The 26,196-nt window shown below is 56.0% G+C and carries 27 protein-coding genes and 1 tRNA gene; 9 read left to right on the forward strand and 19 right to left on the reverse strand.

All coding sequences use genetic code 11. The features are described 5' to 3' along the window. Window positions 1-58: 58 nt before the first annotated feature. From H7848_RS06605 to H7848_RS06615, 3 genes are read right to left on the reverse strand one after another with little or no spacing between them, the layout of a single operon-like run. Complete coding sequence (locus H7848_RS06605) at window positions 59-739, reverse strand: HAD family hydrolase (RefSeq protein WP_208349204.1); 681 nt, start codon at window positions 737-739, stop codon at window positions 59-61. Between the two features lie 28 nt (window positions 740-767). Beyond that, a complete protein-coding gene (locus H7848_RS06610) occupies window positions 768-3,878 on the reverse strand; it encodes an efflux RND transporter permease subunit (RefSeq protein WP_208349205.1) in 3,111 nt (1,036 codons plus the stop codon). A gap of 4 nt (window positions 3,879-3,882) precedes the next feature. Next, window positions 3,883-4,986, reverse strand: coding sequence for an efflux RND transporter periplasmic adaptor subunit (locus tag H7848_RS06615; protein ID WP_174139259.1), 1,104 nt, complete (start codon window positions 4,984-4,986; stop codon window positions 3,883-3,885). Between the two features lie 102 nt (window positions 4,987-5,088). Here H7848_RS06615 and H7848_RS06620 point away from each other — a divergent pair, with 102 nt between their 5' ends. Next, the gene (locus tag H7848_RS06620; protein WP_208349206.1) at window positions 5,089-5,724 is read left to right on the forward strand and encodes a TetR/AcrR family transcriptional regulator; all 636 of its coding nucleotides are present in this window, start codon (window positions 5,089-5,091) and stop codon (window positions 5,722-5,724) included. A gap of 3 nt (window positions 5,725-5,727) precedes the next feature. Here H7848_RS06620 and H7848_RS06625 read toward each other — a convergent pair whose 3' ends face one another. The 3 genes from H7848_RS06625 to sfsA form a co-directional block, all read right to left on the reverse strand. Further along, the gene (locus H7848_RS06625; protein WP_208349208.1) at window positions 5,728-6,105 is read right to left on the reverse strand and encodes a DUF2237 family protein; all 378 of its coding nucleotides are present in this window, start codon (window positions 6,103-6,105) and stop codon (window positions 5,728-5,730) included. 65 nt (window positions 6,106-6,170) lie between these two features. Then, window positions 6,171-6,983, reverse strand: a complete 813-nt coding sequence (gene map / locus H7848_RS06630) for a type I methionyl aminopeptidase (RefSeq protein WP_208349210.1) — start codon at window positions 6,981-6,983, stop codon at window positions 6,171-6,173. A gap of 53 nt (window positions 6,984-7,036) precedes the next feature. Continuing rightward, window positions 7,037-7,762 (reverse strand): DNA/RNA nuclease SfsA, encoded by a 726-nt coding sequence (gene sfsA / locus H7848_RS06635; protein ID WP_208349212.1) that lies wholly within the window; start codon window positions 7,760-7,762, stop codon window positions 7,037-7,039. A 46-nt stretch (window positions 7,763-7,808) separates the two neighbouring features. Here sfsA and H7848_RS06640 point away from each other — a divergent pair, with 46 nt between their 5' ends. Genes H7848_RS06640 through H7848_RS06660 form a run of 5 tightly spaced genes read left to right on the forward strand, consistent with a single transcriptional unit; the run spans window position 7,809 to window position 11,750 of the window. Next, entirely contained in the window at window positions 7,809-8,531 is a 723-nt protein-coding gene (locus H7848_RS06640) for a competence/damage-inducible protein A (RefSeq protein WP_208349213.1), read from the forward strand. After that, window positions 8,528-9,274: a GNAT family N-acetyltransferase gene (locus tag H7848_RS06645; protein ID WP_208349214.1), complete on the forward strand. Its 747-nt coding sequence runs from the start codon at window positions 8,528-8,530 to the stop codon at window positions 9,272-9,274. Before H7848_RS06640 ends, H7848_RS06645 begins: the two co-directional genes overlap by 4 nt. Continuing rightward, window positions 9,271-9,843 (forward strand): peroxidase-related enzyme, encoded by a 573-nt coding sequence (locus H7848_RS06650; RefSeq protein ID WP_208349216.1) that lies wholly within the window; start codon window positions 9,271-9,273, stop codon window positions 9,841-9,843. The genes H7848_RS06645 and H7848_RS06650 overlap by 4 nt, the downstream gene beginning before the upstream one ends. Continuing rightward, window positions 9,840-10,790: an OmpA family protein gene (locus tag H7848_RS06655; RefSeq protein WP_208349219.1), complete on the forward strand. Its 951-nt coding sequence runs from the start codon at window positions 9,840-9,842 to the stop codon at window positions 10,788-10,790. Before H7848_RS06650 ends, H7848_RS06655 begins: the two co-directional genes overlap by 4 nt. Before the next feature lie 15 nt (window positions 10,791-10,805). Further along, window positions 10,806-11,750 carry a 1-phosphofructokinase family hexose kinase gene (locus H7848_RS06660; RefSeq protein ID WP_208349221.1) on the forward strand — a complete coding sequence of 315 codons (945 nt, stop codon included), beginning with the start codon at window positions 10,806-10,808 and terminating at the stop codon, window positions 11,748-11,750. Between the two features lie 7 nt (window positions 11,751-11,757). Here H7848_RS06660 and H7848_RS06665 read toward each other — a convergent pair whose 3' ends face one another. The 7 genes from H7848_RS06665 to H7848_RS06695 form a co-directional block, all read right to left on the reverse strand. Continuing rightward, window positions 11,758-12,663 carry a LysR family transcriptional regulator gene (locus H7848_RS06665; protein ID WP_208349223.1) on the reverse strand — a complete coding sequence of 302 codons (906 nt, stop codon included), beginning with the start codon at window positions 12,661-12,663 and terminating at the stop codon, window positions 11,758-11,760. 134 nt (window positions 12,664-12,797) lie between these two features. Beyond that, window positions 12,798-14,825 (reverse strand): NADPH-dependent 2,4-dienoyl-CoA reductase, encoded by a 2,028-nt coding sequence (locus H7848_RS06670; protein WP_208349225.1) that lies wholly within the window; start codon window positions 14,823-14,825, stop codon window positions 12,798-12,800. A 115-nt stretch (window positions 14,826-14,940) separates the two neighbouring features. Further along, window positions 14,941-15,567 carry a ferric reductase-like transmembrane domain-containing protein gene (locus H7848_RS06675; RefSeq protein WP_336512071.1) on the reverse strand — a complete coding sequence of 209 codons (627 nt, stop codon included), beginning with the start codon at window positions 15,565-15,567 and terminating at the stop codon, window positions 14,941-14,943. 5 nt (window positions 15,568-15,572) lie between these two features. Next, window positions 15,573-16,061: a peptidase associated/transthyretin-like domain-containing protein gene (locus H7848_RS06680; protein WP_208349227.1), complete on the reverse strand. Its 489-nt coding sequence runs from the start codon at window positions 16,059-16,061 to the stop codon at window positions 15,573-15,575. Window positions 16,062-16,239: 178 nt separating this feature from the next. Further along, complete coding sequence (locus H7848_RS06685) at window positions 16,240-16,881, reverse strand: TetR/AcrR family transcriptional regulator (protein WP_208349228.1); 642 nt, start codon at window positions 16,879-16,881, stop codon at window positions 16,240-16,242. 111 nt (window positions 16,882-16,992) lie between these two features. After that, a complete protein-coding gene (locus H7848_RS06690) occupies window positions 16,993-17,142 on the reverse strand; it encodes a hypothetical protein (protein ID WP_208349229.1) in 150 nt (49 codons plus the stop codon). Between the two features lie 221 nt (window positions 17,143-17,363). Next, window positions 17,364-17,618 carry a transposase domain-containing protein gene (locus H7848_RS06695; protein WP_237072618.1) on the reverse strand — a complete coding sequence of 85 codons (255 nt, stop codon included), beginning with the start codon at window positions 17,616-17,618 and terminating at the stop codon, window positions 17,364-17,366. A gap of 89 nt (window positions 17,619-17,707) precedes the next feature. Between H7848_RS06695 and H7848_RS06700 the strand changes: the two genes are divergently transcribed. Further along, a tRNA-Ser gene (locus H7848_RS06700) sits at window positions 17,708-17,797 on the forward strand. 126 nt (window positions 17,798-17,923) lie between these two features. Then, a complete protein-coding gene (locus H7848_RS06705) occupies window positions 17,924-19,237 on the forward strand; it encodes a tyrosine-type recombinase/integrase (RefSeq protein ID WP_208349230.1) in 1,314 nt (437 codons plus the stop codon). Between the two features lie 32 nt (window positions 19,238-19,269). Here H7848_RS06705 and H7848_RS06710 read toward each other — a convergent pair whose 3' ends face one another. The 5 genes from H7848_RS06710 to H7848_RS06730 form a co-directional block, all read right to left on the reverse strand. Then, on the reverse strand, window positions 19,270-19,749 hold the full coding sequence (locus tag H7848_RS06710; RefSeq protein WP_208349232.1) for a hypothetical protein: 480 nt from the start codon (window positions 19,747-19,749) through the stop codon (window positions 19,270-19,272). After that, window positions 19,739-21,364 carry a hypothetical protein gene (locus H7848_RS06715; RefSeq protein ID WP_208349236.1) on the reverse strand — a complete coding sequence of 542 codons (1,626 nt, stop codon included), beginning with the start codon at window positions 21,362-21,364 and terminating at the stop codon, window positions 19,739-19,741. Before H7848_RS06715 ends, H7848_RS06710 begins: the two co-directional genes overlap by 11 nt. Window position 21,365: 1 nt before the next feature. Then, window positions 21,366-22,337 carry a DUF4123 domain-containing protein gene (locus tag H7848_RS06720; protein WP_208349237.1) on the reverse strand — a complete coding sequence of 324 codons (972 nt, stop codon included), beginning with the start codon at window positions 22,335-22,337 and terminating at the stop codon, window positions 21,366-21,368. Between the two features lie 136 nt (window positions 22,338-22,473). Then, window positions 22,474-22,755 carry a hypothetical protein gene (locus H7848_RS06725; protein WP_208349238.1) on the reverse strand — a complete coding sequence of 94 codons (282 nt, stop codon included), beginning with the start codon at window positions 22,753-22,755 and terminating at the stop codon, window positions 22,474-22,476. A 159-nt stretch (window positions 22,756-22,914) separates the two neighbouring features. Further along, complete coding sequence (locus H7848_RS06730; protein ID WP_208349239.1) at window positions 22,915-24,129, reverse strand: MobA/MobL family protein; 1,215 nt, start codon at window positions 24,127-24,129, stop codon at window positions 22,915-22,917. Between the two features lie 101 nt (window positions 24,130-24,230). On the opposite strand from H7848_RS06730, the gene H7848_RS06735 reads away from it, so the two are divergent. Continuing rightward, on the forward strand, window positions 24,231-24,512 hold the full coding sequence (locus H7848_RS06735; RefSeq protein ID WP_208349240.1) for a hypothetical protein: 282 nt from the start codon (window positions 24,231-24,233) through the stop codon (window positions 24,510-24,512). Here H7848_RS06735 and H7848_RS06740 read toward each other — a convergent pair. Beyond that, the gene (locus tag H7848_RS06740) at window positions 24,487-25,581 is read right to left on the reverse strand and encodes an AAA family ATPase (RefSeq protein WP_208349241.1); all 1,095 of its coding nucleotides are present in this window, start codon (window positions 25,579-25,581) and stop codon (window positions 24,487-24,489) included. The genes H7848_RS06735 and H7848_RS06740 overlap by 26 nt on opposite strands. Between the last annotated feature and the right edge of the window lie 615 nt (window positions 25,582-26,196).

Consider the following 26,196-nt stretch of genomic DNA (forward strand, 5'->3'; position numbering starts at 1 on the left):
TCTGCAGAGATTCTAGACGCTTGGATATGGGGCGTCAATTAGGTGATCTTCTGGTATTCTATGATACCTGCTGCAGCGCGGGACAGACCAGGGTTTTGACGGCGCCGAACAGGTCGGGGCCGGATATCACGATCTGATCGGGCAGGTCTTCCACTGTGCCGCCCATGTCTGGCAGGGCGATGACGCTGACCCCTGCGGTGCGGGCCGCTTGCATGCCACTTGTTGTATCCTCAATCGCGATGCAGTCGCTTGGGCGCAGGCCAAGGGATTTCAGGGCGTGATCATAGACGTCGGGCAGCGGCTTTGGTGGCAGGCGGTCCTTGTCGGATACAATCAGATCAAGGCTGGAGGCCCAGATGCCAAGTGCTGCGGCACGTACCAGATTGATGGTTTGCAACGGGGCTTCGGAAACCAGCACTGTTTTCATTTGCCGCATCCGGGTCTCTTTCAAGATATCGACGACACCCTGACGGGCCTGCAGGTCGGACTGGTCCAGCAGAGATTGGAAAATCTGCACCTGGGTTGCCTGGATCTGGGGCACGTTGATGAACTGCCCCTGAAGCGAGGCAAAGCGTTCCAGCCGCGCGCGATCGCTAGACAGCCGCCGCATGGTTTGAAAGGTCGTTCCGTCCCAATGCCAGCCCAGACTATGGCGTTGAAAGGCCAGATTAAAGGACTGGCGTTCGATTTCGGATGTATCGGCCAGGGTTTGAAGTGATCCGAATATAATGGCTTTCATGGTCCCGTCCCTCATTTTTTGGCGGTGGTCATTCAGCGGCAAGTTTGTTGTTTTGCGTGGTTTTGTATTCCGTTTTTTTGCTTTTCTTTTGCATATTTTCCGCGCGGCGTTCTTTTCGCAGATACGTGTGGTACAGCACGGGTGCGCCGATCAGCGTCAGAACCGAGGCAAAACCAAGCCCACCCATGATTGTCACCGCCATCGCAGCAAAGAACGGATCCCACAACAGTGGCACCATGCCAAGGATCGTGGTGGCCGCCGCCAGCATTACAGGTCTCAGACGGCTGATCGACGCGGTAACGATGGCTTCGCTTTGTGGCAGGCCCTCTTCGTTTTTCTGCGCATCGATTTCTTCGACCAGAACGATGGCGTTCTTGATCAGCATGCCCGATAGGCTCAGCAGGCCCAGAAGCGCGGTAAAGCTGAAAGGCAAACCCGTGAACAACAGTCCAAGGGCCACACCATTTACGGCCATTGGTACAATCGTCCAGATCACCGCGGTCTGGCGCAGTTTGCCGAACAGCAGGATGGTGATCAGCAGCATGACACCGAAAGACAGGGGCATCTGTTTGCCAAGGCTGGCCTGCGCCTGGGTTGCGCTTTCGTATTCGCCGCCCCATTCCATGCTGTAGCCGGGGGGCAGTTCTATCGCCTCGACCAGGGGGCGGACCTCGGCAAAGGCGGTAGGGGGCATGACGCCCGCGACCGCAAAGCCCTGAATGCTGATCGTCGGTTCGCGGTTGCGGCGTTCGATCAGGGTGTCGCGGGTGATGACCTCAAACCCATCAATGGCCTGGGACAGGGGTACGAAGTTGCCCGAGGCCTGCGAATACAACACCTGATCCAATATCTGGCCCTGTTCGGTCTGATCGCTGCGCGGGGTACGCACATAGATGGGGATCAGACGTTCACGTTCGCGGTAAAATCCAGCCTGGATGCCATCAGTGGCCAAAGCAATAGCTTGGCCGATGTCCTGGCGGCCCACACCCAATGCCTGGGCGCGGTCGGTGGCCAGAATGGGGCGGACGGTAAATTCGCGTTCGCGCCAGTCGATGCGTTCTGTCAGCAAAAGGTCGGTTTCAAGTTCAAAGATCAGCTGCGCTTCGTTCGCCAGATCACGCAGAACATCCGGGTCGGGGCCTGAAAAGCGCACCTCGACATCGGCGCCCACGGTGGGTCCGAAGATAATTTGCTGGGTGCGCACCTCGGCCCAGGGCAGAGCGTTTGCGATAAAATCATCCAGTTCACCGCGCAGGCCTTCGATGGCGTTAAAGTTTTCTGCGCGGATCACGATCTGACCACTGGCCGGATCCTGTGGATCGGGCGAATAGGTCAACAGGAAGCGGGTCATCGCATTGCCCACCGATGTGGTATAGGCCACGACATCGTCGCGCTGGTCCAGCCAGTTTTCGACAATGGCCAGGTCGTCTGAGGTCTTGTTGATGGGTGTGCCCTGGGCGGCCTGATAATTTAGATAGAACAGGGGGGTATTGGCAGGTGGAAAGAACTGCTGCGTGACCTGAGCAAAGGCCATGACACAGGCCACAGTGCAGCCGATCAGACCGACGATGACCAGAAAACGAACCCGAAGCGCCCCGCGCAACAGTTTACCATAGGCGCGGAAGAGAAAGGTATCATAGGGGTCGGTTGCGGTATCCGCATCGCCTACCTTGAATAAATAGCTGGCCAGCAGCGGTGTCACAGTGATTGCCACCAACCAGCTGAGCAGCAGCGATATACCGATGACGGCAAAAAGCGAAAACAGGAATTCGCCCGAGCTATCGGGGCTAAGCCCGATACCCGCAAAGGCCATGATGCCGATGACGGTGGCGCCAAGCAGCGGAATTTGCGTCTTACGCGCAGCTTCCTGGGCGGCGGCGGTGGCTTTGCGGCCCTTGCGCATTTCGACCTGCATGCCTTCGGCGACAACAATGGCGTTATCGACCAGCATCCCCATGGCGATGATCAGTGCACCCAGGCTGATGCGTTCAACCTTGATGTCGAATACATACATGAAAAAGAAGGTGAAACTGACCGTCAGCAGCAGTGACGCACCAACAACAATGGCCGCGCGCCACCCCATGAAAAGGGCCAGAACGCCGATCACAACACTGACCGACAGCGCCAATGACAACAGGAAATCACTGTTTGCCTGATCGACAACGCGGTGCTGTTCATAGATCGGGTTCAGTTCAACGCCTAAAGGCAAGGTGTCCTGCAGATCGTCCAGCCGCGCTTCGACACGCTGACCCACAGTCACGATGTTTTCCGATGTCAGTCCGGCGATGCCGATGGTAAAGGCCTCTTGCCCGTTATGGCGGATGATGTGGTCGGGTTCTTCGAGACGTTTGCGGGTGACGGTGGCCAGATCGACAAGGTTCAGCACCTCGCCCTGAAATCCGAAGCTAAGTGCGCTGATTTCACTGACGCTGTCATCGCCCTGCGGGGCGTCGATCATCACTTCGCGTTCGCCGGTGGTTGTGTCCCCTGTGGGCACGACGGCATTGGCGTTGGACACGGCACCGATGATCAGTGCAGGGTCAATGCCCAGATTGATGGTGGACTCGGTTGAGGGTTCGACATAGATCGCCTCTTCCGGCAGGCCGCGCAGTTCGACATTTGCAACGCCTTGCACCGTTAGCATTTCGCGCCGCAGATAGGTGGCGATTTCCCAGGTTTCGGTATCGCTGAACCCCTGGGTCGTGACGGCATAGAACAGCCCGTAGACATCGCCGAAACTGTCGTTCACTTCAGACGGGCGGACGCCAGAGGGCAAATCGCCCGCCGCATCCAGAACACGGTCGCGCAGATCATCCCAGATTTGGGGCAGTTCATCACCACCAAAGATATCCTTGACCTCGACCTCGATCACCGACAGGCCCGGCAGATTGCGCGAGGTGACGGTGTCGATTTCATCCATCTGCTGGATTTCTGTCTCGATGACCTCGGACACTTCGGTGGCGACCTCATCTGCGGTCGCACCGGGGTAGGGTGTGATCACCAGCGCGGATTTCAGCGTAAAAACCGGGTCTTCCAGTTTGCCGACAGCAAAGTAACCACCCGCACCGCCAAAAAGACAAAACAGGATCAAAAGCCATGTATAAAGCGGCTTTTCGATGGCAAGGCGGGCGATTTGCATTGGATTACTCCTGGAAACTCAGGCCGTTGTAGGGGCGGACGCGCTGTCCGTCGCGCAGCAGATGGGCCCCGGCTGCAACGATCTGGCTGCCGGGCGATATTCCGTCGATGACAAAGGCGTTGCCCGCAGGGCTGCTGAGTGAAACAGGCGTGGCCGTGACCGTTCCTGCGCCATCCTCACCGGGTGTATACAACATGACATATGGATCGCGATCATTGCCGCCAACGATGGCCGAGGTCGGCACCTCAAAGCCATCGGTCTTCGACGGCAGGCGTCCGATCACAGTCGCTGATTTTCCGGGAATCAGCCCCGCCGTGGCACTGTCGGGGATCGCAAAGCTGACCTCGTAACTTTGTCCGATCTCGGATGAGACCGCCTGAAATTCGACTAATGTGACAGGCACGGGTTCATCCTGACCCGGCAGTTCGGCAAAAACCTCGACCTCGGACAAGGCGCCAATTGTTTCCAGCAGGCGTTCTGGCAAATCGATTGTCACACGCATTTGCGATACATCATGCAGTCGTACAATGGCTTGACCGGGGGACACACTGCTGAATGTCGGGGTCAGACGTTGGGCGACCAGACCGTCGAAAGGGGCGCGTAGTGTGGCGTCTTGCAACGCTTCGCGGGCCTCGCGCAACGCCACATCGGCCAGATCGCGTTCGGTTTGCGCGTCTTCGGCCTGGGTGCGGCTGGCCACATTACTGTTGGCCAGTTGCGTCGCGCGGCTAAGGTCGCGTTCAGCGCGGGCCAGGTTAAGTTCGGCCCGTTCGACAGCCCGTTCAAAGGGGGCCAGATCAAGTTGTGCAAGCACGAATTCTTTCGGAACGACCTGACCTTCTCTGACGGGAAAAACGGTCATGGATCCCGCGACCTCAAACGATAGATCGACGGTTTCACGGGCTGTGACCTGACCGAAGAAACGCCGTTCGATTGCACCATTTGCATTTTCGGGTGTGATCAGCTTGACGGGTCTGATGCGTTCAGCCGCCTGATCCGTACTGTTCGAAATCTCTTGTCCGCGGGCCTGAAACCCAATCAGAATCGCAATGATCAGAACGACGGGTTTAAGCACCGACTGCCACAATCCCCCTTGTTTCTGTGCCATAATGTGCTATCTCCTGCTGGTAGCCACCCGACCGGTCGGTAGGTTTGTATTGGGAGGGAACATAGACTTGAAAAATCGGGCGTCAACAGACAATGTTTGAAAATGACTGATAGAAAACAGGAAATCATCGATATCGCCTCAAATTTGTTCATCGAGAACGGGTATGCAGGAACATCGATAAACGCCGTGGCGACTGCGGCGGGTATTCAAAAAGCCAGTCTGTACCACCATTTTCCCAGTAAAGAGGCGCTGTTTCTATCGTGTATCGGCCATGGCTATCCCGATCATATCGCGCGGATGAAGGTCTATGCCGAAGATACCAGCAAACCCCATGCCGAGCGTTTGAAACTGATGCTGGATGAGTTTTACGATGCGATGATTTTTTCGAATGTGGGTCGCATGTCGTCGATCATTGCCGAAACCACGCGACGCTTTCCACAGATGGCGCGGGATTTTCATGACCAGTTTATCGAAGAAATGGACACATCCCTGCGCACCCTGCTGTCCGATGGCATTGCTGTCGGCGCTTTTGAGGAAGTGGATGCGGATGGCTTCGACTACATCTTCTGCAGTACGCCCGTCCATTTATCGCTGTCACGCGCGATGTTTGCCTGTTTTGACGATCTGGAAGAACGTTTCAACGTTGAAAAGATCAAAAAGGCTCATTGGGATGCCCTGAAAGCCCTGCTGAAAATAGACGAACGCGCCCAGACGCACCAGGTAGCGGCTTTGGTTTAGCCCTTAGACAGCGTATTCTTTCAGTTTCGACAGGGTCACATACTGCAGCGTTTCGGCATGCGTCGCCTGAAGATTGATCTTTGGGGCTTTGCCTGCTGCCTCGGCCTCTTTCCAGCGCGATACGCAAAGGCACCACCAATCGCCCTGTTTCAGACCGGAAAAGCCGTATTCTGGCCGGGGTGTCGACAGATCATTCCCCTGCGCCCTGGAAAACGCCAGAAAGTCATCGGTCATTTGTGCACAAACGACATGCGTGCCCGTGTCGGTGGGCCCCGTGTTGCAGCATCCGTCGCGAAAATAGCCGGTCACAGGATCAAGCGAGCATGTCTGAAGCGCTGTCCCAAGAACATTCTTCGCAGTAAGGTTCACGGTGATTGACATGGGGTGCATTTCCTGTTTTCTGAAATTTTTAGCGCTTGCACGGCAATGTCAACCGCCGTGCGTGATCACTTGTAGGTCGGGTGAAACTTGCCCGTGGGCGACAGGGTAAAGATATTGGCCCCATCTTTTGTCACGCCGATCGAATGTTCGAATTGCGCCGACAGGGATTTATCGCGCGTCACGGCGGTCCAGTCATCATCCAGGATCAGCGTTTCCGGGCGGCCAAGGTTCACCATGGGTTCGATGGTGAAAAACATGCCTTCTTCCAGAACGGGTCCGGTGCCCGCACGACCGTAATGCAGCACATTGGGCGGCGCGTGGAACACACGGCCCAACCCGTGCCCGCAGAAATCGCGTACAACCGACATGCGATGCGCCTCGACATAGGCCTGAATGGCATGGCCGATATCACCGAAAGTCTTGCCCGGCTTGACGGCCTCGATCCCCTTCATCAGCGCGTCATGGGTCACCTGGATCAGGCGTTCGGCCTTGCGGGGCAGCTTGCCCGCCACAAACATCCGGCTGGTGTCGCCGTACCAGCCATCGACAATCACCGTGACGTCGATGTTCAGGATCGATCCATCCTTCAGCCGCTTGTCGCCAGGAATACCATGGCAGACGACATGATTGACGCTGATACAACTGGCGTGCTGATAGCCTTTGTAGCCTATCGTCGCAGATTTTGCGCCAGCCTCACTGATCCAGCCTGTGATCAGTTCGTCCAACTCGCCCGTAGTGCGACCGGGCACGACATGTTCCGCGATCCGGTCCAGGATCGACGCGGCCAATTCACCGGCTTTGTGCATTCCGGCAAAGTCTTTTGGTTCATAGATACGGATGCCGTCTTTCGTCAAACGGCCACGCGTGTTTTCGTCCACTCGTGCTCTCCATCGTGGCTTGATCGTTATTTAGAGCGATTGGCGGTATTTTGCTAGTCCGCAGGTGCCTGTAACTGGGTGGCAACGGGCAGGGCGCGCCCGATTTCAACGCCATGAACATCGATTTTCGTGTCATAGCACAGCATTTCAACGCCAGCGGCCCGCGCTTTGTCGAATGCACGCGCATATGTCGGGTCCAGATCAGGGGCCAGTTTAAAGCGGGCGCAGTCGGTCCGCTGCACCAGATACAGCATCACCGCGCGGTGGCCGCCATCCACCATCTTTGACAGTTCATCCAGATGCTTCGCCCCGCGCGCCGTAACGCTGTCGGGAAATTCAGCCCAGTCGTCCTGACGCAGCAGGTGGACATTTTTCACCTCGACATAGGCATCGGGCAGACCGGCCTGGGTCAGCAGAAAGTCAACACGACTGTTTTCGCCGTACTTCACCTCGGGCCGGACGGTTTCATAGTCGGCCAGCTCGGTGATCTGGCGGGCGATCAGGGCCTCTTTCACTACGCGGTTCGGAATGGATGTGTCGATGCCCGACCAGTGACCGTTGTCGAACTCAACCAGCCGCCAGCCGTATTTCAGCTTTTTCTTCGGGTCATCGTTGGGTTCCAGCCAAACCTTCAGGCCTTCATCCTTTAAACCCATCATGGATCCGGGGTTGGGGCAGTGGGCCTTGACCACATCGCCGCTGTCCAGCCGAACGTCGGACAGAAAGCGGTTATAGCGGCGGATCAGCCGTCCGGGGACAAGAGGTGTTTGAAAGCGCATGAAAGGCCACCTATACCCCTAGGGAACGATCGGCAAGGAGGTCCAGATGACAAACCCAACCGCAGCGATGCTTGTGATCGGAGATGAGATTTTGTCGGGCCGCACGCGCGATGCGAATATGCATTATCTGGCCGGTGAACTGACCAAGATCGGCATTGATCTGAAAGAGGTGCGTGTGGTGTCCGATGACAGGGATGCGATTGTGGATGCAGTGCGTGCCCTGTCCGGGGCCTATGACCATCTGTTCACCAGTGGCGGGATCGGCCCGACCCATGACGATATCACTGCGGATTGTGTGGCGGCCGCCTTTGATGTGCCGATTGATGTGCGTGATGATGCGCGAGCGATCCTGCAGGCGCATTACGACAAGGCGGGCACTGATCTGAACGCCGCACGTCTGCGCATGGCGCGTATTCCTGAGGGCGCCATGCTGATCGAAAACCCTATCAGTGCCGCACCAGGGTTTAGCATGGGGAACACGCATGTCATGGCCGGCGTTCCCGCGATTTTTCAGGCGATGGTGGCCAGTGTGCTGCCGGGTCTGACGGGTGGTGCGCCGCTGTTGTCTCAGACAATTCGCATCAACCGGAGTGAAGGCGACATTGCGGGGCCTTTGGGGGCTTTGGCCCAGCAATTTCCGGATCTGTCGATCGGGTCGTATCCGTTTCAGAAAGACGGCATTTATGGCGCGAACATCGTGATCCGCGGCACCGATGGCGCCCAGGTCGATGCGGCCATGACGCAGTTGGCGGGGCTGTTTCCTGAATGATCACGGCCGCGGCGCTTTATCAGGCTATCGATGTGACATGGCCGCCTGCGGCCCTGCATGACACAGGCCCTTGGCTGGTGCGTGAAGGACGTGGTGGCGGCAGCCGCGTGTCGGCCGCCACATTGCGTGACTATGACACCAACAGCCCATCGCCCGCAGAAGAGGATATCCATCTGGCCGAAAATGGCATGCGCGGCATCGGGCAAACGCCGCTGTTCATGGTGCGCGACGGGGAAGGGGCGCTGGATCAGGCGCTGGCGCGGCGCGGATACAGCATCAGCAAGCCCGTGACGCTTTATGCAATTCCCACGGCCGCGCTTGCGATAGAAAAACCCCCGCCTGTGACGTGCTTTACTGTTTGGGAACCGCTGCAGATCATGTGTGATATCTGGGCGGTCGGTGGGATTGATGCCGCGCGGATCGCGGTGATGGACCGGGTGACAACGGCCAAGACGGGCCTGTTCGGCCGGATCAACAACAAACCGGCGGCTGCGGGTTTTATCGCCATGGATGGCCCCATCGCGATGCTGCACGCGCTTGAGGTTTTGCCCGAACATCGCCGCCAAGGCCTGGCGCGCCATATGATGCGGGCTGCGGCATTTTGGGCGCAGGATCAGGGCGCAGAATTTGTTTCGGTGCTTGTCACTGACGACAATACAGGTGCAAATGATCTGTATCGCGGTCTTGGAATGTCACCGGTCGCTGCTTACCATTACAGAGAACGGACGGAGACCGCAGAATGAGCCAGAATGACAGCCCCACCGCGCTTGATCTGCCCATGGTCGATCCGCTGCCCGAGGATACGCAGAAATACTTTGATGTCTGTCAGGACAAGCTGGGCATGGTGCCCAATGTGCTGCGCGCCTATGCCTTTGATATCGACAAGCTGAACGCCTTTACCGCGATGTATAACGACCTGATGCTGGCGGGCAGCGGGCTTAGCAAGCTGGAACGCGAGATGATCGCGGTCGTCGTCAGTTCGATCAACAAATGCTATTATTGTCTGACGGCCCATGGTGCGGCTGTGCGTGCCCTGTCGGGCGATCCGAAACTGGGCGAAATGCTGGTGATGAACTACCGTGTCGCACCTTTAGACGCCCGCCAGCGGGCGATGCTGGATTTCGCGGCAAAGATGACCACGGAAAGTGCAGCCATCGAAGAACCTGACCGTCAGACTCTGCGCGATGCGGGTTTCAGCGATCGTGATATCTGGGACATCGCCGCGGTGGCGGGGTTTTTCAACATGACGAACCGCATCGCATCGGCCACCGACATGCGCCCCAACGTTGAATATCACAGTCAGGCCAGATGATCCGTTCCGTTCTTCTTTGCCTTAGCCTTTCTGCTGCGCCCGCGCTGTCGGCCAGCCTGCAGTTGCCCAGCACGGCCTCGATGGTTATCGAAAATACCGAAGCCTTTGCCAGCTATGCCATGCCCGTTGGACCCTATCTGAACAGCAGCATCCCCATGCAGGAACTTGAGGGCGAGGTTTATCGTCAGGTCTGGCAGGTCGCGACCGGTGGCCTGACGACGCTGCAATTGCTGATCCCTTTGCGGGCGCAGCTTTTGGAAGACGGGTTCGAAATCCTGTATAGCTGCGATGCCGAGGACTGCGGTGGTTTTGACTTCCGGTACGCGATGGATGTTGTGCCCGAACCCTATATGCACGTCGATCTTGGGGATTATCGCTATATGGCGGTGGCGCGTGGGGGTGACAGCCCCGAACATCTGGCCGTTCTTGTCAGCCGGTCGCCCACCACCGGGTTTATCCAGATCGTCCAAGTGATCCCGCCGGGCAGTGACAGAACCCTGGAAACCACGATTCAACCTGATCCTGATGCCCCGATTGATCCTGTTGATGCCACGTCGGACATCGGGGATGGTCCTGTGGCTGAGATACTTGAAAGCCGGGGTCGCATCGTCTTGTTCGATTTATCGTTTGAGACGGGATCGTCTGATCTGGGCGATCTGAATTTCCCGTCGCTTGGCGCGATTGCGGATTATCTGCGGACAAATCCGGGTCGCAAAATCGCGCTGGTCGGGCATACCGACAGTCAAGGCAATCTGGACAATAACATCGCGCTGTCGCGGCAACGCGCGGCCTCGGTTCTGGAACGTCTTGTCGACCGGCACGGTGTTCCGCGCGACCAGATGGAGGCCCAGGGCATGGGCTATCTTGCCCCGATTGCCACCAACCTGTCCGAGGCCGGACGCCGTCTGAACCGGCGGGTTGAGGTCATCATCACATCAATTGAATAATGGGGCAGGGGCAAAATGAGCATATTTACCATCACTCTTAATCCGGCTGTTGATCTGTCGACCTCGGTTGCCGGGGTCAAACCGGGGCCCAAACTGCGCTGTGGGGTGCCTCAGATTGATCCGGGCGGTGGCGGTATCAATGTCAGCCGCGCCATATCTATTCTGGGTGGTGAAAGTCGTGCCCTGATTGCGGTGGGGGGCACGACGGGGGCGCAACTGCGATCATTGTTGCAGGCCGAAAGTATTGACCACATACCTTTCGATGTGACCGGCGAAACCCGCCAAAGCCTGTCGGTGCATGATGACCTGACCGGTGATCAGTATCGTTTTATCATGCCGGGTCCGGGATGGGATCAGCAGCTGGTCGACAGGTTTCTGGATCAGATCCACGAAAACGCGGCGCCGGGCGATATCGTCGTGCTCAGCGGCAGTGCGCCTCCCGGTGTGCCCGTTGATTTTCCCGCTCAACTGGCGCATGCGCTGGCGCCGACGAATAGTCGTCTTTTCGTCGATACTTCGGGCCCGGCGCTGCTGCATCTGTTTCAATCGTCTGGAAATGGCGTTGATCTGATCCGGATCGACATGGCCGAGGCGGCAGAGGTCGCCGGTCGCGTTCTGCCTGATGTGCGGGCCAGCGCAGATTACGCGCAGCAGTGTGTGCAGGCCGGTGTGGCGAATGTCATCGTTCTGGCGCGGGGTGCCGAGGGGTCGGTTCTAGCCACTCAGGATCAGCGTTTGTTCTGTAACGCCGCCGATGTGCCGGTCAAAAGCAAGACCGGGGCAGGGGACAGCTTTCTGGCAGGTCTGACACTGGCGCTATCACGCGGCGAAGAATACGCGACTGCGCTGAAATGGGGCGCCACAGCCGCCAGCGCAGCCGTCATGACAGATGCTACATCCCTGTGCCGCAAAGAGGACTTTGACAGATTGCTGTCAGACTGTGTCGTGCGCGAGGTCTGAGACCCGTTTACCAGCTTTCAGGGCCTTTTTCGCCAAAGGAATCGACCAGAAAGTCAATGAACGCCCGAACCTTAGGCTGCGTGAACCGACCGGGCGGGTAGACAGCATAGATGCCCTGCATCTCCACCGGCAGATCTGGCATGGCCTCTTCCACCAAGCCTTTTTCCAGCGCATCGGCATAAAGAAAACTGGGCAGATAGGCGATCCCAAGGCCCGAGATCGCGGCATTCAGCAATGACTGCCCGTCATTCACTGTCAGCCAACCTGCCGTGCGCACCTGACGCTTTTCGCCGGACGGCGCGGTCAGTTTCCAGACATTGCCCGAGCTTTGGTTGGAATAATGCAGCAGCTTATGTTCATTCAGATCGTCAATGCGTGACGGACGACCGTGTTTATCGAAATAGGCCGGGCTGGCGATCATGCGGCGTGTTGTGTCGGTCAGCTTGCGGGCGCGCAGCGTGCTGTCTTCCAGTTCTCCGATCCGGATGGCCATATCGAAGCCTTCGGAAATCAGTTCAACATAGCGGTTGTTCAACACCATGTTGACCGTAATTTCGGGAAATTCCTGCAGGAAGTTGCCTAAAACCGGCGACAGATGGTTCACACCAAAATCCGTTGCGACCGAAATGCGCAAAACGCCCGAGGGCGCGCTTTGCATTGATGTCACCAAAGCATCGGCCTCGCCCGCGTCATTCAGAACGCGGCGGGCACGGTCGTAATAGGCCAGGCCGATCTCTGTCGGGCTGACACGACGCGTTGTGCGATTCAAAAGCCGCGCACCAAGGCGTGCCTCAAGCGAAGAGACATGCTTGGAAACTGCGGATTTCGAAATCCCCATTTTCTTGGCGGCATCCGTGAAACCGCCCTGGTCAACGACCGTCGCGAAAGCTTCCATTTCGGTCAGTCGGTCCATCCCATACCTCTGCCATTCATAATTTGTTAGGCAGATGTATTGTGTCGAATTCGGGCAGGATTTGGACGCTGACCGGACATTATCGAGATTTTGTGACCCAATTCGGGTACTTAGGTGTTACCTTAAAACGTCACTCAAAGGGCAGCAGCCAGCCGTGTGCCTTGGTTTATTGCCCTTTTTGCGTCCAGTTCCGCGGCCACATCGGCCCCGCCAATGACGTGAATTGTGACGTTACGTTCCTGCAATTCATCGGCAAGAGACCGCTCAGGCACCTGACCGGCGCATAAAACAACTGTATCGGCTTCGATCACCTGAGGATTCTCGCGCGCCTCACCAAAGCTGACATGCAGGCCCAGGTCATCGATGCGTTCATAGTTCACGCCGCCGATCATCTGCACATTCTTCATCTTCAGGCTGGCGCGATGGATCCAGCCAGTGGTCTTGCCCAGACGGCGCCCCAGCTTTTCGGATTTTCGTTGCAACAGCGTGACTTGACGGGCAGGGGCATCAGGTTGCGGACCCTCCGGGCGCAGACCGCCGCGCTGATCTTGGGGGTCGCCCACGCCCCATTCCTCTTTCCAGGCCTGAAGGTTTTCGGTGGGACTTTCGCCATGGTGCACCAGATATTCGGCCACATCGAAGCCGATACCGCCGGCACCGATGATCGCAACTTTTTCACCGACCTTGGCGTTTTTGCGCAGCACATCGATGTAGCTGACAACGTTTTCACTATCCTGTCCCTGGATTTCGGGATCGCGCGGCAGAACACCGGTGGCGATGATGACCTCATCAAAACCGGTCAGGTCATCTGCGGTTGCAGTCGTTCCAAGGTGCAAGGTGACATTGGACCGGTCCAGCATTGTGCGGTACCAATCGACAAAGCCCCAGAATTCCTCTTTTCCGGGCACCTGTTTGGCCATGTTCAGCTGCCCCCCGATTTCGTCAGCCTTGTCAAAAAGGGTCACATCATGCCCGCGCTCATCTGCGGTCAACGCCGCAGACAGCCCCGCAGGACCTGCACCGACAACTGCGATTTTCTTTGCCGTTTCAGCGGGTTTGATCACCAGATCGGTTTCATAGCAGGCGCGCGGGTTCACCAAACAGCTGGAAATCTTGCCGCTGAAGGTGTGATCCAGACAGGCCTGATTACAGGCGATACAGGGGGCAATTTCATCAGAGCGGCTATCAATGGCCTTTTGCACGAAATGGCTATCGGCCAGAAACGGACGGGCCATCGAGATCATATCGGCGCAGCCTTCGGCTAGCACTTGTTCGCCGACTTCGGGTGTGTTGATCCGGTTGGATGTGATCACCGGAATGCTGACCTGACCCATCAGTTTTTTCGTGACCCAGGCAAAGGCGGCGCGGGGAACGGACGTGGCGATGGTGGGAATCCGAGCTTCATGCCAGCCGATACCGGTGTTGATGATGGTGGCGCCTGCGGCCTCGATCGCTTTGGCCAGTTCAACGACTTCGTCCCATGTTGACCCATCTGGGATCAGGTCGATCATCGACAGGCGATAGATGATGATAAAATTCGGCCCCACAGCCTGCCGGGTACGGCGCATGATTTCGATGGGCAAACGCATGCGATTTTCATAGGATCCGCCCCACCGGTCGGTTCGTTTATTGGTATGCGTGACCAGAAACTGATTGATGAAATACCCCTCGGAGCCCATGATCTCGACCCCGTCATAGCCTGCCTGCTGCGCGCGGGCGGCCGACGTTACGATGTCAGCGATCTGCTTTTCGATGCCATCTTCATCCAGCTCTTTCGGGGGAAAGGGGGAAATGGGGGATTTAATCGCACTTGGGGCCACACATTCGGGGCCGTAAGCATAGCGCCCGGCGTGCAATATCTGCATCGCGATCTTGCCGTCTGCGTCATGCACGCGGTCGGTCACGATCTTGTGGTTGGCGATATCATCGTCGGTGAACAGCCCCGCCGCACCCGGGTAAACGCCGCCCTCAAGGTTGGGGGCCATGCCGCCGGTGACCATCAGCCCCACCTGGCCGCGTGCGCGTTCGGCATAGAATTCAGCGACACGGTTCCAGTCCTTGGCTTCCTCAAGCCCTGTATGCATCGACCCCATCAGCACGCGGTTTTTCAGCGTGGTAAAGCCCAGATCAAGCGGTGCCAGAAGATGTGGGTACTGTGTCATGCGAAACCTCCCTTGAATTCGGCGACAATCTGGTTCGGTTGACGCGTAATGTCATCCCAAACGCGGCGTCATCCCGCGCTTTGATGTAAGGGGCTGGCAGGCGTTGTCGATAGAATTATGTGCCGCGCCGCCGTCGGGCTGCACTGACCCACAAATCAAGAATGATCTTCGCTGTGGCAAGAACGACCAGCGCGCACAGAAGGATTTTTGTTATGGTTTCCATTGTGCCCTCGATCAGCAGCGCGTGGGTGACCGTTCCGGCGACGGTGATCACTGCGAACACCAGATGCGCCCGCCGCCAAGTCCGAAAGCCCAGACGCAGTCTTTTGCGGAAAGTGGCCAGCAGTGCTGCGGCAAAGACGGCCCACATGGCAATGACGCCCCAGACGGAAAAAGCGGTAGGCGAAACAAACAGAAGGGCGTCCATCACATCGGGCGGACTGGTGATCCAAAGTCCAGCAACGTGAATAATGATGGCAATGACAAGGGCTGCGCCAACCATCCGGTGAACCCGCTGTCCGATCACCTTTGGTGTACCAGGCAGGTAGCCCGCGATCAGTAATGGTTGAAGCAACATCAGACACATCGCGACGATGCCTGCAAAGCCCGCCAGGATATAAATCGGGTCACGCCAGGCCAGCAGGGGGCTGGTTGAGGCCGCGACAACTGGTACAACGATGGCTGCGATGACAGCGCACCAGATCAGCGCGGCACCGATCCGACCTGTCTGCTTGGATTGCACCCTATTCAGGCGGGTTGCAGTACGAAATGCGCCTCAAGCGTCTTGTCGCGGGAACTGCGCATCACGGGGCGCAGGAAAACGGTCTGAAAATCTTCGCTGTCATAGGCCAGATGCCCGTGCGGTTGACCAAAGGCCGGAACGATCTGTGGCATTTCCATGCGGAACTCACCGTTTGCGTCAGTCAGTGTGGCGCCATGGCTTTGCGGATCACGTTCGTGCCCTTCGGTGGTATGGGCCCAGATCTGGATGCGCTGGCCTGCAAGCGGTGCGCCATCGCCCGCGCGCCGGACCGTACCCGTCATCCAAAAGCCGCCGCCGCCGATGCGATCCACAATTGGTGCACCGGGTCGATAGTTATTCGCACCACCGCGCATGGACGGCGTCGGCGCAAGACCCTGCGCATATGCGGGCCGCACCTGACCCGAGACACCAGCAGCCACAACGGCACTGCCGGCAGCCAACAGGGAACGGCGGGTGAACAGAAGTCTGGACATTACGAAGTCTCCTATCAGGCGGGCGTGTCATGGTTAATCTGCTTGTCGATAAATAACATATCAGCCCAAAATTCCGAGGCTCGAGGGGCTGAAACAGCCTCAACATCGCTCAAGATTTCGCGATCTGATCAAAAGTAGGGCATGGCAGTTGGGCGGGCCTGCGCAAAACAGTCCTGACTTAAACCGCGCTTTCTTTAACTTTTACAGCACCATAGCGCGCCAAAAAGGTTTTTACCGCCGCTGCGATAATCTGCTGGCGTTCGTCATCGCCAAGACTGTCCTGCAGGCCCAGTACCATCCGCGGGAATGCCCCGGCTTTGCAAAGTTCCACGAACTGCTCGGCGGCCATCATATAGTCATCGACGACCAGTTCACCCTTTGCCACGGCCTTTTCAAAGAACGAAATCAACGTCGTACGGGCCAGTTTCGGTCCGCTGTCATAAAACCCGCGCGCCAGTTCGGGAAAGCGGTCAGCCTCGGCCACAGCCATGCGATAAATCGCCAGGTTGAAGTCCGATGTTATAAAGGAAATCAGTTTATCCGCGGCAGATCGCAGGACCTCATCAATGGGGCGGTTCAGGTCGATGAACTCGATCGCCTCATTGGCCTGACGCAGGCATTCGGTCTGGCAGACCTCAAGAAACAAAAGCCGCTTGTCGGGAAAATAGCTGTAAAGCGTGGCCTTCGACACACCGGCGGTGCGGGCAATATCGTCAACGCTTGCGCCTTCAAAACCATGGGCCATGAAGACCTGTCGCGCGCCATCCACAACCTGATCGAATTTTCGCCCTTTGCGGATATCTTGCGCCTGTGCGGTCATGGGGCCTCCTGCCGAATAGGACGCGACTATAACCAAAGCCCCGCGATAAGTGCAACAAAAACGGGGGCTGCCGCCGCCGACATCCCCCGTTATTTGGATGCTAACGTTGAGTTACTTTTCACATTGTGTCGTATGCGTCGTGTCACTACACCCCTGTGTCACATCGGGTTTGGGCGCAGGATACTGCAAGTTCGGCAGGAAAAAGGCATTTGCGAGCGTTGGAAGCATTGCAATAGCCAAAGCTGACAGGAGAAGTCTCATCGGTTTTATCCTTTTCTGAACTGTTCTGTTCACTAATCTAAACGGATTAGTTCAGCACGCAAGCTCAAAATGAACCAATCGGTTCACTTTTGTGAATAAACAGCTTTCGAATCGCCCTAGATCTAAGCGCCCGCCGATTTCGCCATTCGTTTCAAGGTTTAACAAGACGCCATTTGGGTGCCGTACGTTGAACCCGCCCTGTCGGGCCAGTACATAACCTGTTACACTGCCCGAGCAGCGTAACGCCATGGGAAGAGCTCGTCGAGGCGTGTGATATTGTGGTCGGCGATCTGGTCAAGAACCCATGTGAGCCATTCTTGAGGGTGGACGTCGTTGAGCTTGGCGGTCTTGATCAGGGTGAAGGCGATTGCCATGGCTTTGCCGCCACCTTGTGAACCTGCGAACATCCAGTTTTTCCGGCCGATGGCCACGGGTTTGACGGCGCGTTCGGCGCTCGACCATTGTTCTTGAACCAATGGCGAAAAGGCGTTAGGTCGTGTTCAACGGACACTTACCCATTTGGGCTTGCATTGGCACGTCAACAGCGGCTATTGGACACGAGTTAGGAGAGGTGGCCGAGTGGTCGAAGGCGCACGCCTGGAAAGTGTGTAGGCGGGAAACCGTCTCCAGGGTTCGAATCCCTGTCTCTCCGCCACAATGCCTGATTTGGTGATGATCAGGTGCCACATATGTCAATATTTACTGAATATTGACACTTTTCATCCAAGATATAGCTCGAAAACACCCATAACAGATGTGGGGTAAATTGTGGGATGGTAAAATGGATGGTGTCTTGCCCTCGGATACGTGTCGTCGTGTCAAATCGGGTCCGCATGTTGAGAAAAAGCTGAATGCTGCGTTTGTGCGCAGTGCTGGACCGGGGCGGCACGCCGATGGCGGTGGGCTTTTTCTTCAAGTTGATCGCTCTGGCGCGCGGCGGTGGGTGTTGCGGATCACCGTTCAGGGCAAGCGGCGTGATCTTGGGCTTGGGTCGGCAAAGCTGATTTCGCTGGCCGAAGCCCGCGAAAAATCTCTTGAATATCGTAAGATTGCGAAATCGGGCGGCGATCCAACTCTGCGTAAGCGCGCGGACGATGGACGGGCTATTCGTGTCGCGGATTTGGCGCGGAAGGTTCATGCGCAAAAGTTCAAAGACAATGTCAATAACGGCAAGCATGTCGCCCAATGGATCAGAACATTGGAAACCTATGCGTTTCCGGTCATCGGCGATATGTCCGTTGAAGATGTGCTCCAAGACGACATTGAAACTATCCTCGATCCGATCTGGACAACCAAGCCAGAAACCGCGCAGCGGGTTTTACAACGGCTGAAAACAGTCTTCGATTTCGCTTGTGGGCGCGGTTATCGGACGCGCGGCAATCCAGCGGATGGGTTGCGAAATATAATGCGGAAGCAGAACAGCAAGCCAAAGCATTTTGAGGCAATCGATTACGGGGAAATCGCGAAACTGATGTATGAGCTGCGCCAGTCGAACGCGATTGGTTCTTTGGCGCTTCAATTCACGATCCTGACGGTCGTTCGGTCAGGAGCGGTGCGTAAGGCAACATGGGATCAATTTGACTCTTCTTGGGAACATTGGACCATCCCGGCAGAAAACATGAAAATGCGGGAAGAATTTGTTGTGCCGCTGCCAGTGCCCGCGCGCGACATTCTTTGGAATTTGAGCCAAAAGCCCCATGCGCAAACCGATCTGGTGTTTCCCTCGCCCAGCAATCCACGCAAACCGTTGTCAGAAAATACCATGAGAAAGCTGCTTCAAACCCATTGCCCCGGCAAAACCGTTCATGGCACCCGCGCCACTTTCCGCACATGGGCACGGGAAGAACTGAAAGAGCGGGACGATATCGCGGAAATGGCGCTGGCCCATAAAATCGGCAGCAACACGCAACTGGCCTATAACCGCGCCGAACTATTATATGACCGCCTTATGCTTCTCGAAAAATGGGCGCTATGGGTTCATAAGGAAATGGAATTCTTTTGTGATGGTGGCCAAGACGCTGACAAAGATCATATGAGACGCACCCTCGAAAGGGAAATAAACACAAGACAAGACAAGTGGTATTTTGAGGACTAAATCGCTTCCAATTTGTTTATGAGCCTACGACCTTAAACCATCGCCCCCGGATTAGCGCGTTTCCATTTTTCGTGATCTTTTTGAAGCTGACGGACGGTTTTAATGGCCTGCTGATAAACGACCTCAGCTTCTTTCAAATCCTTCGCAAGTTGAGGGTCGTTTTCCGCGTTGGGGTAGTATTTCAACAAAGTCTGATAGGCGTCGGCCAGCCAGTTTTCAAACTCGGCAAGGGGCATATGTTCTTTGTAATTGGGATCGAAACCGAGATCGAACAGGGCATAGCCATAGGACGCACCGTCGATATCATAGTTTTCGGTGTGATACGAAATCTCGTAACCGAGCGATAAGTCAGCATCATTGCTGCCAAAACCGCCATGATTGGCTATACTATCAACAAAAAGAACAAATCTGTCTGGCGCACGTGCTATTACGTGAAATAAGGTGCCAGCAACCATCTCATATTTTGATGATGCGTATCTATCTATTTCCTGCTGTTTTTGCTCAGAAATCATAGTGGTAGCTTTCTATACGGTAGGTGTTGCCGGTTCTTGTAACATAAAATTGCATCTTTAAGTTTGTATTCGTGTAACCGTCAAAACGCTGGTAGCTTTTGCTTGGATCAAAGTTTTTGTTCAGGATAGCATTACGCAGAGCCTGCCTCATATCGCGGACAACTATGCTAACACTTCGAACCGATGTATCGACGTATGTTTTTTCTCTTTTCCTACCAAACTGGCCACCTCTGGGTCTACCGCTTTGATCCCGGCTACCCGCCTGCCGTCTCGGCTGATAAACCCCTCTATATATACCATATCCATGGGTCTGATTGGGGTGCGGTGTCGTGCTTACAGGGCGCGCCGCTGAATTGGCCATGTTGTTGCCGTAGATTTGGCCAATATGGCCACCGTAGAAATCGCCATTGGTCTTGACAGATTGTTCGCGGAATACGTGGTTATTTGCTGGGCCAACATTGAATTTCACGCCCTCCACTGTAGTTGTAGTGTTTGACGTTGTGCCAGCGTTTGACGTATTCGTCTTAGCTGGCAGCGCATGGTTGGCCTGGGCCTGTTGGACTTGGCCCTGATGCGGCGGCGCGGCTGCTTTGGGGTTACTTCCTTTGCCGGTCGTGTTCAGCTTCACCCCGTTACGGGCGCGGATACCGCTGCTGCCTCCGCCGCCCTTGTTCGGGCTGGCGTGGGCGGCGCTGATGAGGAACCCGCTATATTGAACCTCTTCTTCGATCAGGACCAGTTTGGCACTATCCGTAAAGAAGGCGGTTTCTGCCAAGATATTCAGCAGCGAGACAATACGTCGCCAGTGTTCAAATTCTGCCGAATGCGGGGACCGCCAGATGTCCATCACTGCATCGCCATAGACCCGCCCGTCAGGACCGACAAAGACGGCAGGCGCAACGCCCCTGAATACCAATTCGGCATCCTCATAAAGCAGTTCCATGCCGTCCAGCAGGTGATAATCCGGCGGGCGACCCTGAAGCGCCAGGATCAGCTTTGCCTCAGCCTCGTTCCGTGCAGTCAAAGACAAGTCTTCGTATAGCCCAAGTGCGGCACGGACGGCCAGGTTCAGTTCGCCAAGCATATCCTCAACAGCGGCTTTAGGTGCGCCCGCGCCGATCGCGCGGTTGATGTCATTGAGTGCCTCGGCCCCGGCAGGCCACAAGGCAGCGGGGTCCGAGGGCAGTTGTAAAGGCCCGTCGTATTCCGCAGGCAGTGTGAAGGTGTAAATTATCTCGTCATAATCTATGCCGAACCCGGCATCTGTGACCGGGTTTTCTGCGGCAGCCTGTTCGCCGAACACCAGATCAACGACATCAACAGTGGGCAAAATGGGCAGTCGTAGCGGCGTCGTCTGCCCCGCGCTTGTCAGAAACTGATCGGTGATATTAACAGATGGGTCCAGTGCCCTGGTATCGGTTCCGCTTTCATAGACAAACCATGGTTCGCCCGAGATGGGTTGCCCTTCAAGGTCGATAAGCTGGATTTCGATCCAGTTTTCTGGGCAGTTGTCGCAGACATTTGTTTCGCGGGCCTCAAGGACTTGGATGTACCAATCGGGCAGCGTGTGAAGGTGGTCTGTCAAGTCGTCGATGACAAGATAGGATTTGGTCATTTTAGGCGGTCATCCTGTCTTTAATGCGGTTCAGCAATGCGGTGGTGCGTTTGAATTGGGATTGGTTGGAATCGGTTAGGCTGTGTTGATCCTGCGGGGGCAGGTCTGTCAAAGGATGGCCTGTCAGTGCGACGATGGCAATCGCGTTCGCAATGACGGGTTTTGTCTGTAGGTCAAAGCGGTGGAAGTCGTTCGTGTGTTGGCGCGCGGTCCAAAGCAGATCGTCGTCGGGGATGTGGTTTAGCTCGGGCGTGTGGTTGCGCAGAAGCGCAATGGCCTCGCGTAAGACGCCTTCAGTGTAGCGGATGTCAAGTTCGACGACCGGTTGCGACGTGCTTTCAGCGTCTGGGTTAAAGCGAAACACATGCGCCGTTTTCTCGGCGGCATTTGTGGCGATCAGCGCGTCGATGCGGACGCCGGATCGCAGGTGAAACAGATCGGCCAGCCGCTCAGCAGATGCTTGGATGCCTTCCAGATAGTATTTCAGAACGGGCGGATCGTAGAGCCGCAGATAATACCATTTGTCCCGCCCGTCGTGGGTTTTCGTGAATTTGCGAAAATGCGCCCAAAGGTCGTCAAGGCTGGCCGTTGAGCGGATGTAGATGCCGGGGTTCTTGTCCCAAAGATACCACGGGGCCGGATTATCAGCGTCATATGTGAATAGGTTGCGTGTGAAGCTGTTGCCGTCTTCCAGCTTCACTATCCACGGCGCTGCGGTTTTCAGATCGTCGAAGGCTTTGCCTTTGAACAGGCACCGATAGTGGAGGTCTGACTGTTCCAGCATATCCGGCAACATGGTGATCTTTGCGGCATCCAGAAGCGCATATGTCTGGCGCGGCGGCTGGTCCTCGGCCTGACCGAACAAACTGTCATACAGCGCGTCGGGAGCGGTTGTCTTAGGATCAACGCCGAACTGGTCATCGAGCGGCGGGACATTGTCAAAGGTCTGGATTTCCAAAGGGTTTTGGGACATCTGGCCTCAAATCGAAGAGATTTAATACCCCTTGGGTAGATCAAACCGATACCTGAGTCACGCGTAAAAAGAGCAGATGATATCAGCGTTCGGCAGGGATGTGCCGAGACGCTTCTGTGTTAGGGCCGAAAGGCATTCAGCATTCAGAACAGTTCTTCGCGGCCAAGTAGATAAGCGCATCATCAAAATAGATACGATATCCGTTCGCACCATCGCTGACCCAAATTTTTTGGCCGTGCCCGGCTTTTTTAAGTGCATTAAGAATCTTGCGGTTAAAGCCTTCACCGCTGCAATACCAACGCCCTTCTGTCTGGCCTTTCAGATCGCGTGGCACAATTGCGCTGGCTGCTTCTGTAAAGAACTTGATTTGTGTTTCAATACTGATCGACTGTAGTTTTTGAATTGCGTCTCTACGCATGTATTTTCTCCTGAAAATGATGTATTTTGTAAGCTGAACTGCTTACAGTATTGACTTGGGTCCAGGAGGTATCAGCCCAAAACCGATCTTCGGAAAAACCTATAAAACACTGTTATCAAATTGTTTCTTTATAAAGGTGCTGGTCTATCACGACTGATTTTAAGAGCGGTCTAAGACGCAGTCGGATCGGTCTCTTGTTTGCTCATTTGATAATTGAATGCGCTCCCGCACCGCTTGCGCTGTTGGTAGGGCGTGGCGGCGACCCCCATAAGTCGCAAGCCGCGCCCGGAGGGTATCGCGCAGCATCAGCAGTTCTACAAAAATACGGCGGATAGGACGCCGCCGAGCATAAGGCCCGCGAAGCCCCACCAGATCGCTGCTGAGGGGCGGTTGAGCCTTGGGCTTGGGATGGGTGCCGACGCGTTCCGTGAGGCGTTCTGTGCTGCTTGAAGCGACCCAAGGCGGCTGTCGATCTGGGTCAGGTGTTTTGCCAGGTCTGACAGTCTTTTCGATTGGTCCTGCTGTGTTCTTAGCACCTCTGCCACTGCGCTTATCGTGCGTTCGGAATGGCGGGCGGCACTCGTCGCCTTGGCCTGTGTTTCTGTGATTGCGGCTTCCCAGTCTATCGTCTCGTTCATCTTTGATCTCCTCCTTCAATGTGTTGATCTCTTTGATAAGGGCGTTGGCTTGGGCACGAGATTGACCGCCGTCGATCCGCCGCCACGTCTCTTTGCTTGCGCCAGTTTTGCCTTGTCGCGCCATCTGCCGGGCCGCAGGGCCTTCGTGAATCTGCGGGATGCGATCACGGCCTTGATCGGCATAGGATCGGTGATCAATCATCGACGCAGCATCGTAACCCCAGTCGCGCATATTCTGATTGTGGATTTCCGCCCACCGTTTCGCGGTGGCCTCGACAGCATTCTTGCGCGCCATCCCGATGACGCTGCGGGGGCGGCCCCGACCACCGCTGCGCTCATGTTGATCAAACGCAATCAGATGGAAATGCGGATTGCGAATGTCGTTGCCTGTCTTGTCATGGATCGCCAGCACATAACCTGCTTTGCCTTTGGTCAGGTCTTCGGCAAAGGCACGGGCCAGCGCCACACGTTCTGCCTCGGTCGTCTCAACTGGCAGCGCCACGATGAACCGCTCGCAGACGCGGCCTTTGCGCCGCTCTGCCTCTTGCTCAACGGCCCGCGCCTGTGCGGCATCGGTCGGATGATCCAACCGCACCCGCAACACCTCGCGGGCGGCTGATGCTCGCGTGATATAGCGCAGATGCGCCGCTGTCTGGCCTTGCCTGGCGTGACGGCTCGCGCTTTCGCACCTGGGCGAAAAAGTCTTCACCGAATGTCTGAATGAAAACAATGCCATAGCCCCTCCGTTTTGGTTGCCGGGATAAAATCACAAGATTTTATCCGTTGTGCGCCTTCAAAAGCTCATGACGCTTAACTGAAATGTAGAAAGGAAACTTCATGACTAAAAATATCGACAAAGGACTGGACGTCCTGTTCGCGCAAACCATGCGCTATTGTCGTCAAACACGGCTGGCAGACTATGACACCGCAGCCCTGCCCACCGCTGACTTGCTGGCTGTGATGTCATACACAGTAGATTTTTTTGAACAGCAGATGGACCGTCTGGAAGCAGCCGCAGGGCGGCACTGGCCTGACGGCCCGCCCTCGGCTGACGGGGCCACAGGGACCGCTGACGGACCCTCCACAGGCCCGCTCATGCGTCACCCACCGACGCGCTAGGGGCGCTCTGGTGCAGGCGATAGCCTGTGCCATCGCTCTCGGCGATGCCCAACTGCGCTAGGCTGTCCAGCCCGCGCTTGATGGCCTTGCGCAAACTGTCAGCATTGTCCCGCACGCTGTTAAATGCAGCGCCGGATCGCGTGGCACATTCTGAGGCGAGATGAAAAGCACCCGGCGCAGCCTTGTCCAAGTCCCGCAGCACCCGCTCAAGATCAGCGCGGCGCAGGTCCGACGGCCCAGACGGCTTGCGGTTGGTGTTCGCGGGCAAAGCACTAGATTTTGGCTCCATGGGCACAGCCAGTGGCACGGTAACGGCTTCCCCGTCATCGTCTGTGCCACAATGGAAACTGCCAAGCGCGAAGGGGATTGGCGCAAGCTCTTTTGCGTTCTTCTGTTTGATGGGCGTCAAAAGCACAACCTTCGATCCATCGGTATCCGGCGCTTTGTTCAGTATGTAGAGCGCGTCGAGATTGCCTTGGAGTGTCGATGATCCCCGCGGACGATCCCCATTGGCGTGACTGGTGTGATGGACCAAAAGGACGGCTGCGTTGCAGTCGCGGGCAATTTTGCCCGTATGACCGACCACTCTGCCCATATCCGAGGCTAAATTTTCATCCGCGGCACCGATACACCGGTTCAGGGTGTCGAAAATCACAAATGCCTGATCGCATTTATACTCCCGCTGCTTGCGCTTGACGAACGCCACGATGTCGGACGCAGTCTCGGGCTTGCTGAGGTCTGGCACATCCTCAACAATCTCAAATGGGGCATCGGCCAAGGTGGGATCTTTCAGATAGGGATAGGCACGGCAGGCGGTGCCATAGGGGTCTTCGGCAGCGTAATAGATCACGAGGGTGTTTTGGACGCGCACCCCGCTGAAATCCCGCCCCAAAGCGGCATGGGCTGCGATTGTCGCCGTAACGGTGGTTTTCCCGACCGCAGGGGCGGCTGCCAGCATGGTAACCTCGCCAAGTTTGAAGGCATGTTTGGCAACATAGGGCGGATTGAGATCAGGTTTGAACTGCCCGGCTTTGATTGTCTTTGGGTTATATGAATGCTGGTGTGGCATTGTATGTAGTCCTTTCAGAGTTTGTGACGTCAGCACCATTGCTTCCGTCTGAAAAAGACTTGGGTCGGGGAATGTCCGGACAGAAATAAAAAATGAAAAAAGTTCCGGACAGCCCCAAGGCTGTCATGTCTTGGGCATCAGCGAGTGCGGTTTGAAGTTCTTGATTCATAACGTCTAATGTCATGAGAATTGTCTTTCTTATTTGGGCGGCTCAGCACCATGCTTTGCCTTTCGGATTTTTGATATTGGCAGCTTTGCGCGCGCACTAAGAGGGAAAGCAAAAAAGATCAGAAAGACACCGGACAGACGGACAGACAGCCGCTCCCCTAAAGGGGGCGGCTGTCTGTCCGTCTGTCCGGGTATGTTTGCGACTTCTTGAAGAAAACGGCTGAATTACGTCAAATAAATGTGGGATAGTTTGAGGTCTGATTTTTACATATGTTCAAGAAAGAATATAAATATCAATATATTAGATCATAAGTTTAACGCCCTGTCTCTCCGCCATTTTACAATTTGTGTTGTTCATATCGTCTAACACCTTGAAGGGTATGGATGTTTTTGGTGTTCGAAGTCCTGATTTTCGGGCGTAGGGAATTTGCTCAGTGAAGACCAGGC

The organism is Pseudaestuariivita rosea, from assembly GCF_017592335.1.
Taxonomy (GTDB): domain Bacteria; phylum Pseudomonadota; class Alphaproteobacteria; order Rhodobacterales; family Rhodobacteraceae; genus Parasulfitobacter; species Parasulfitobacter rosea.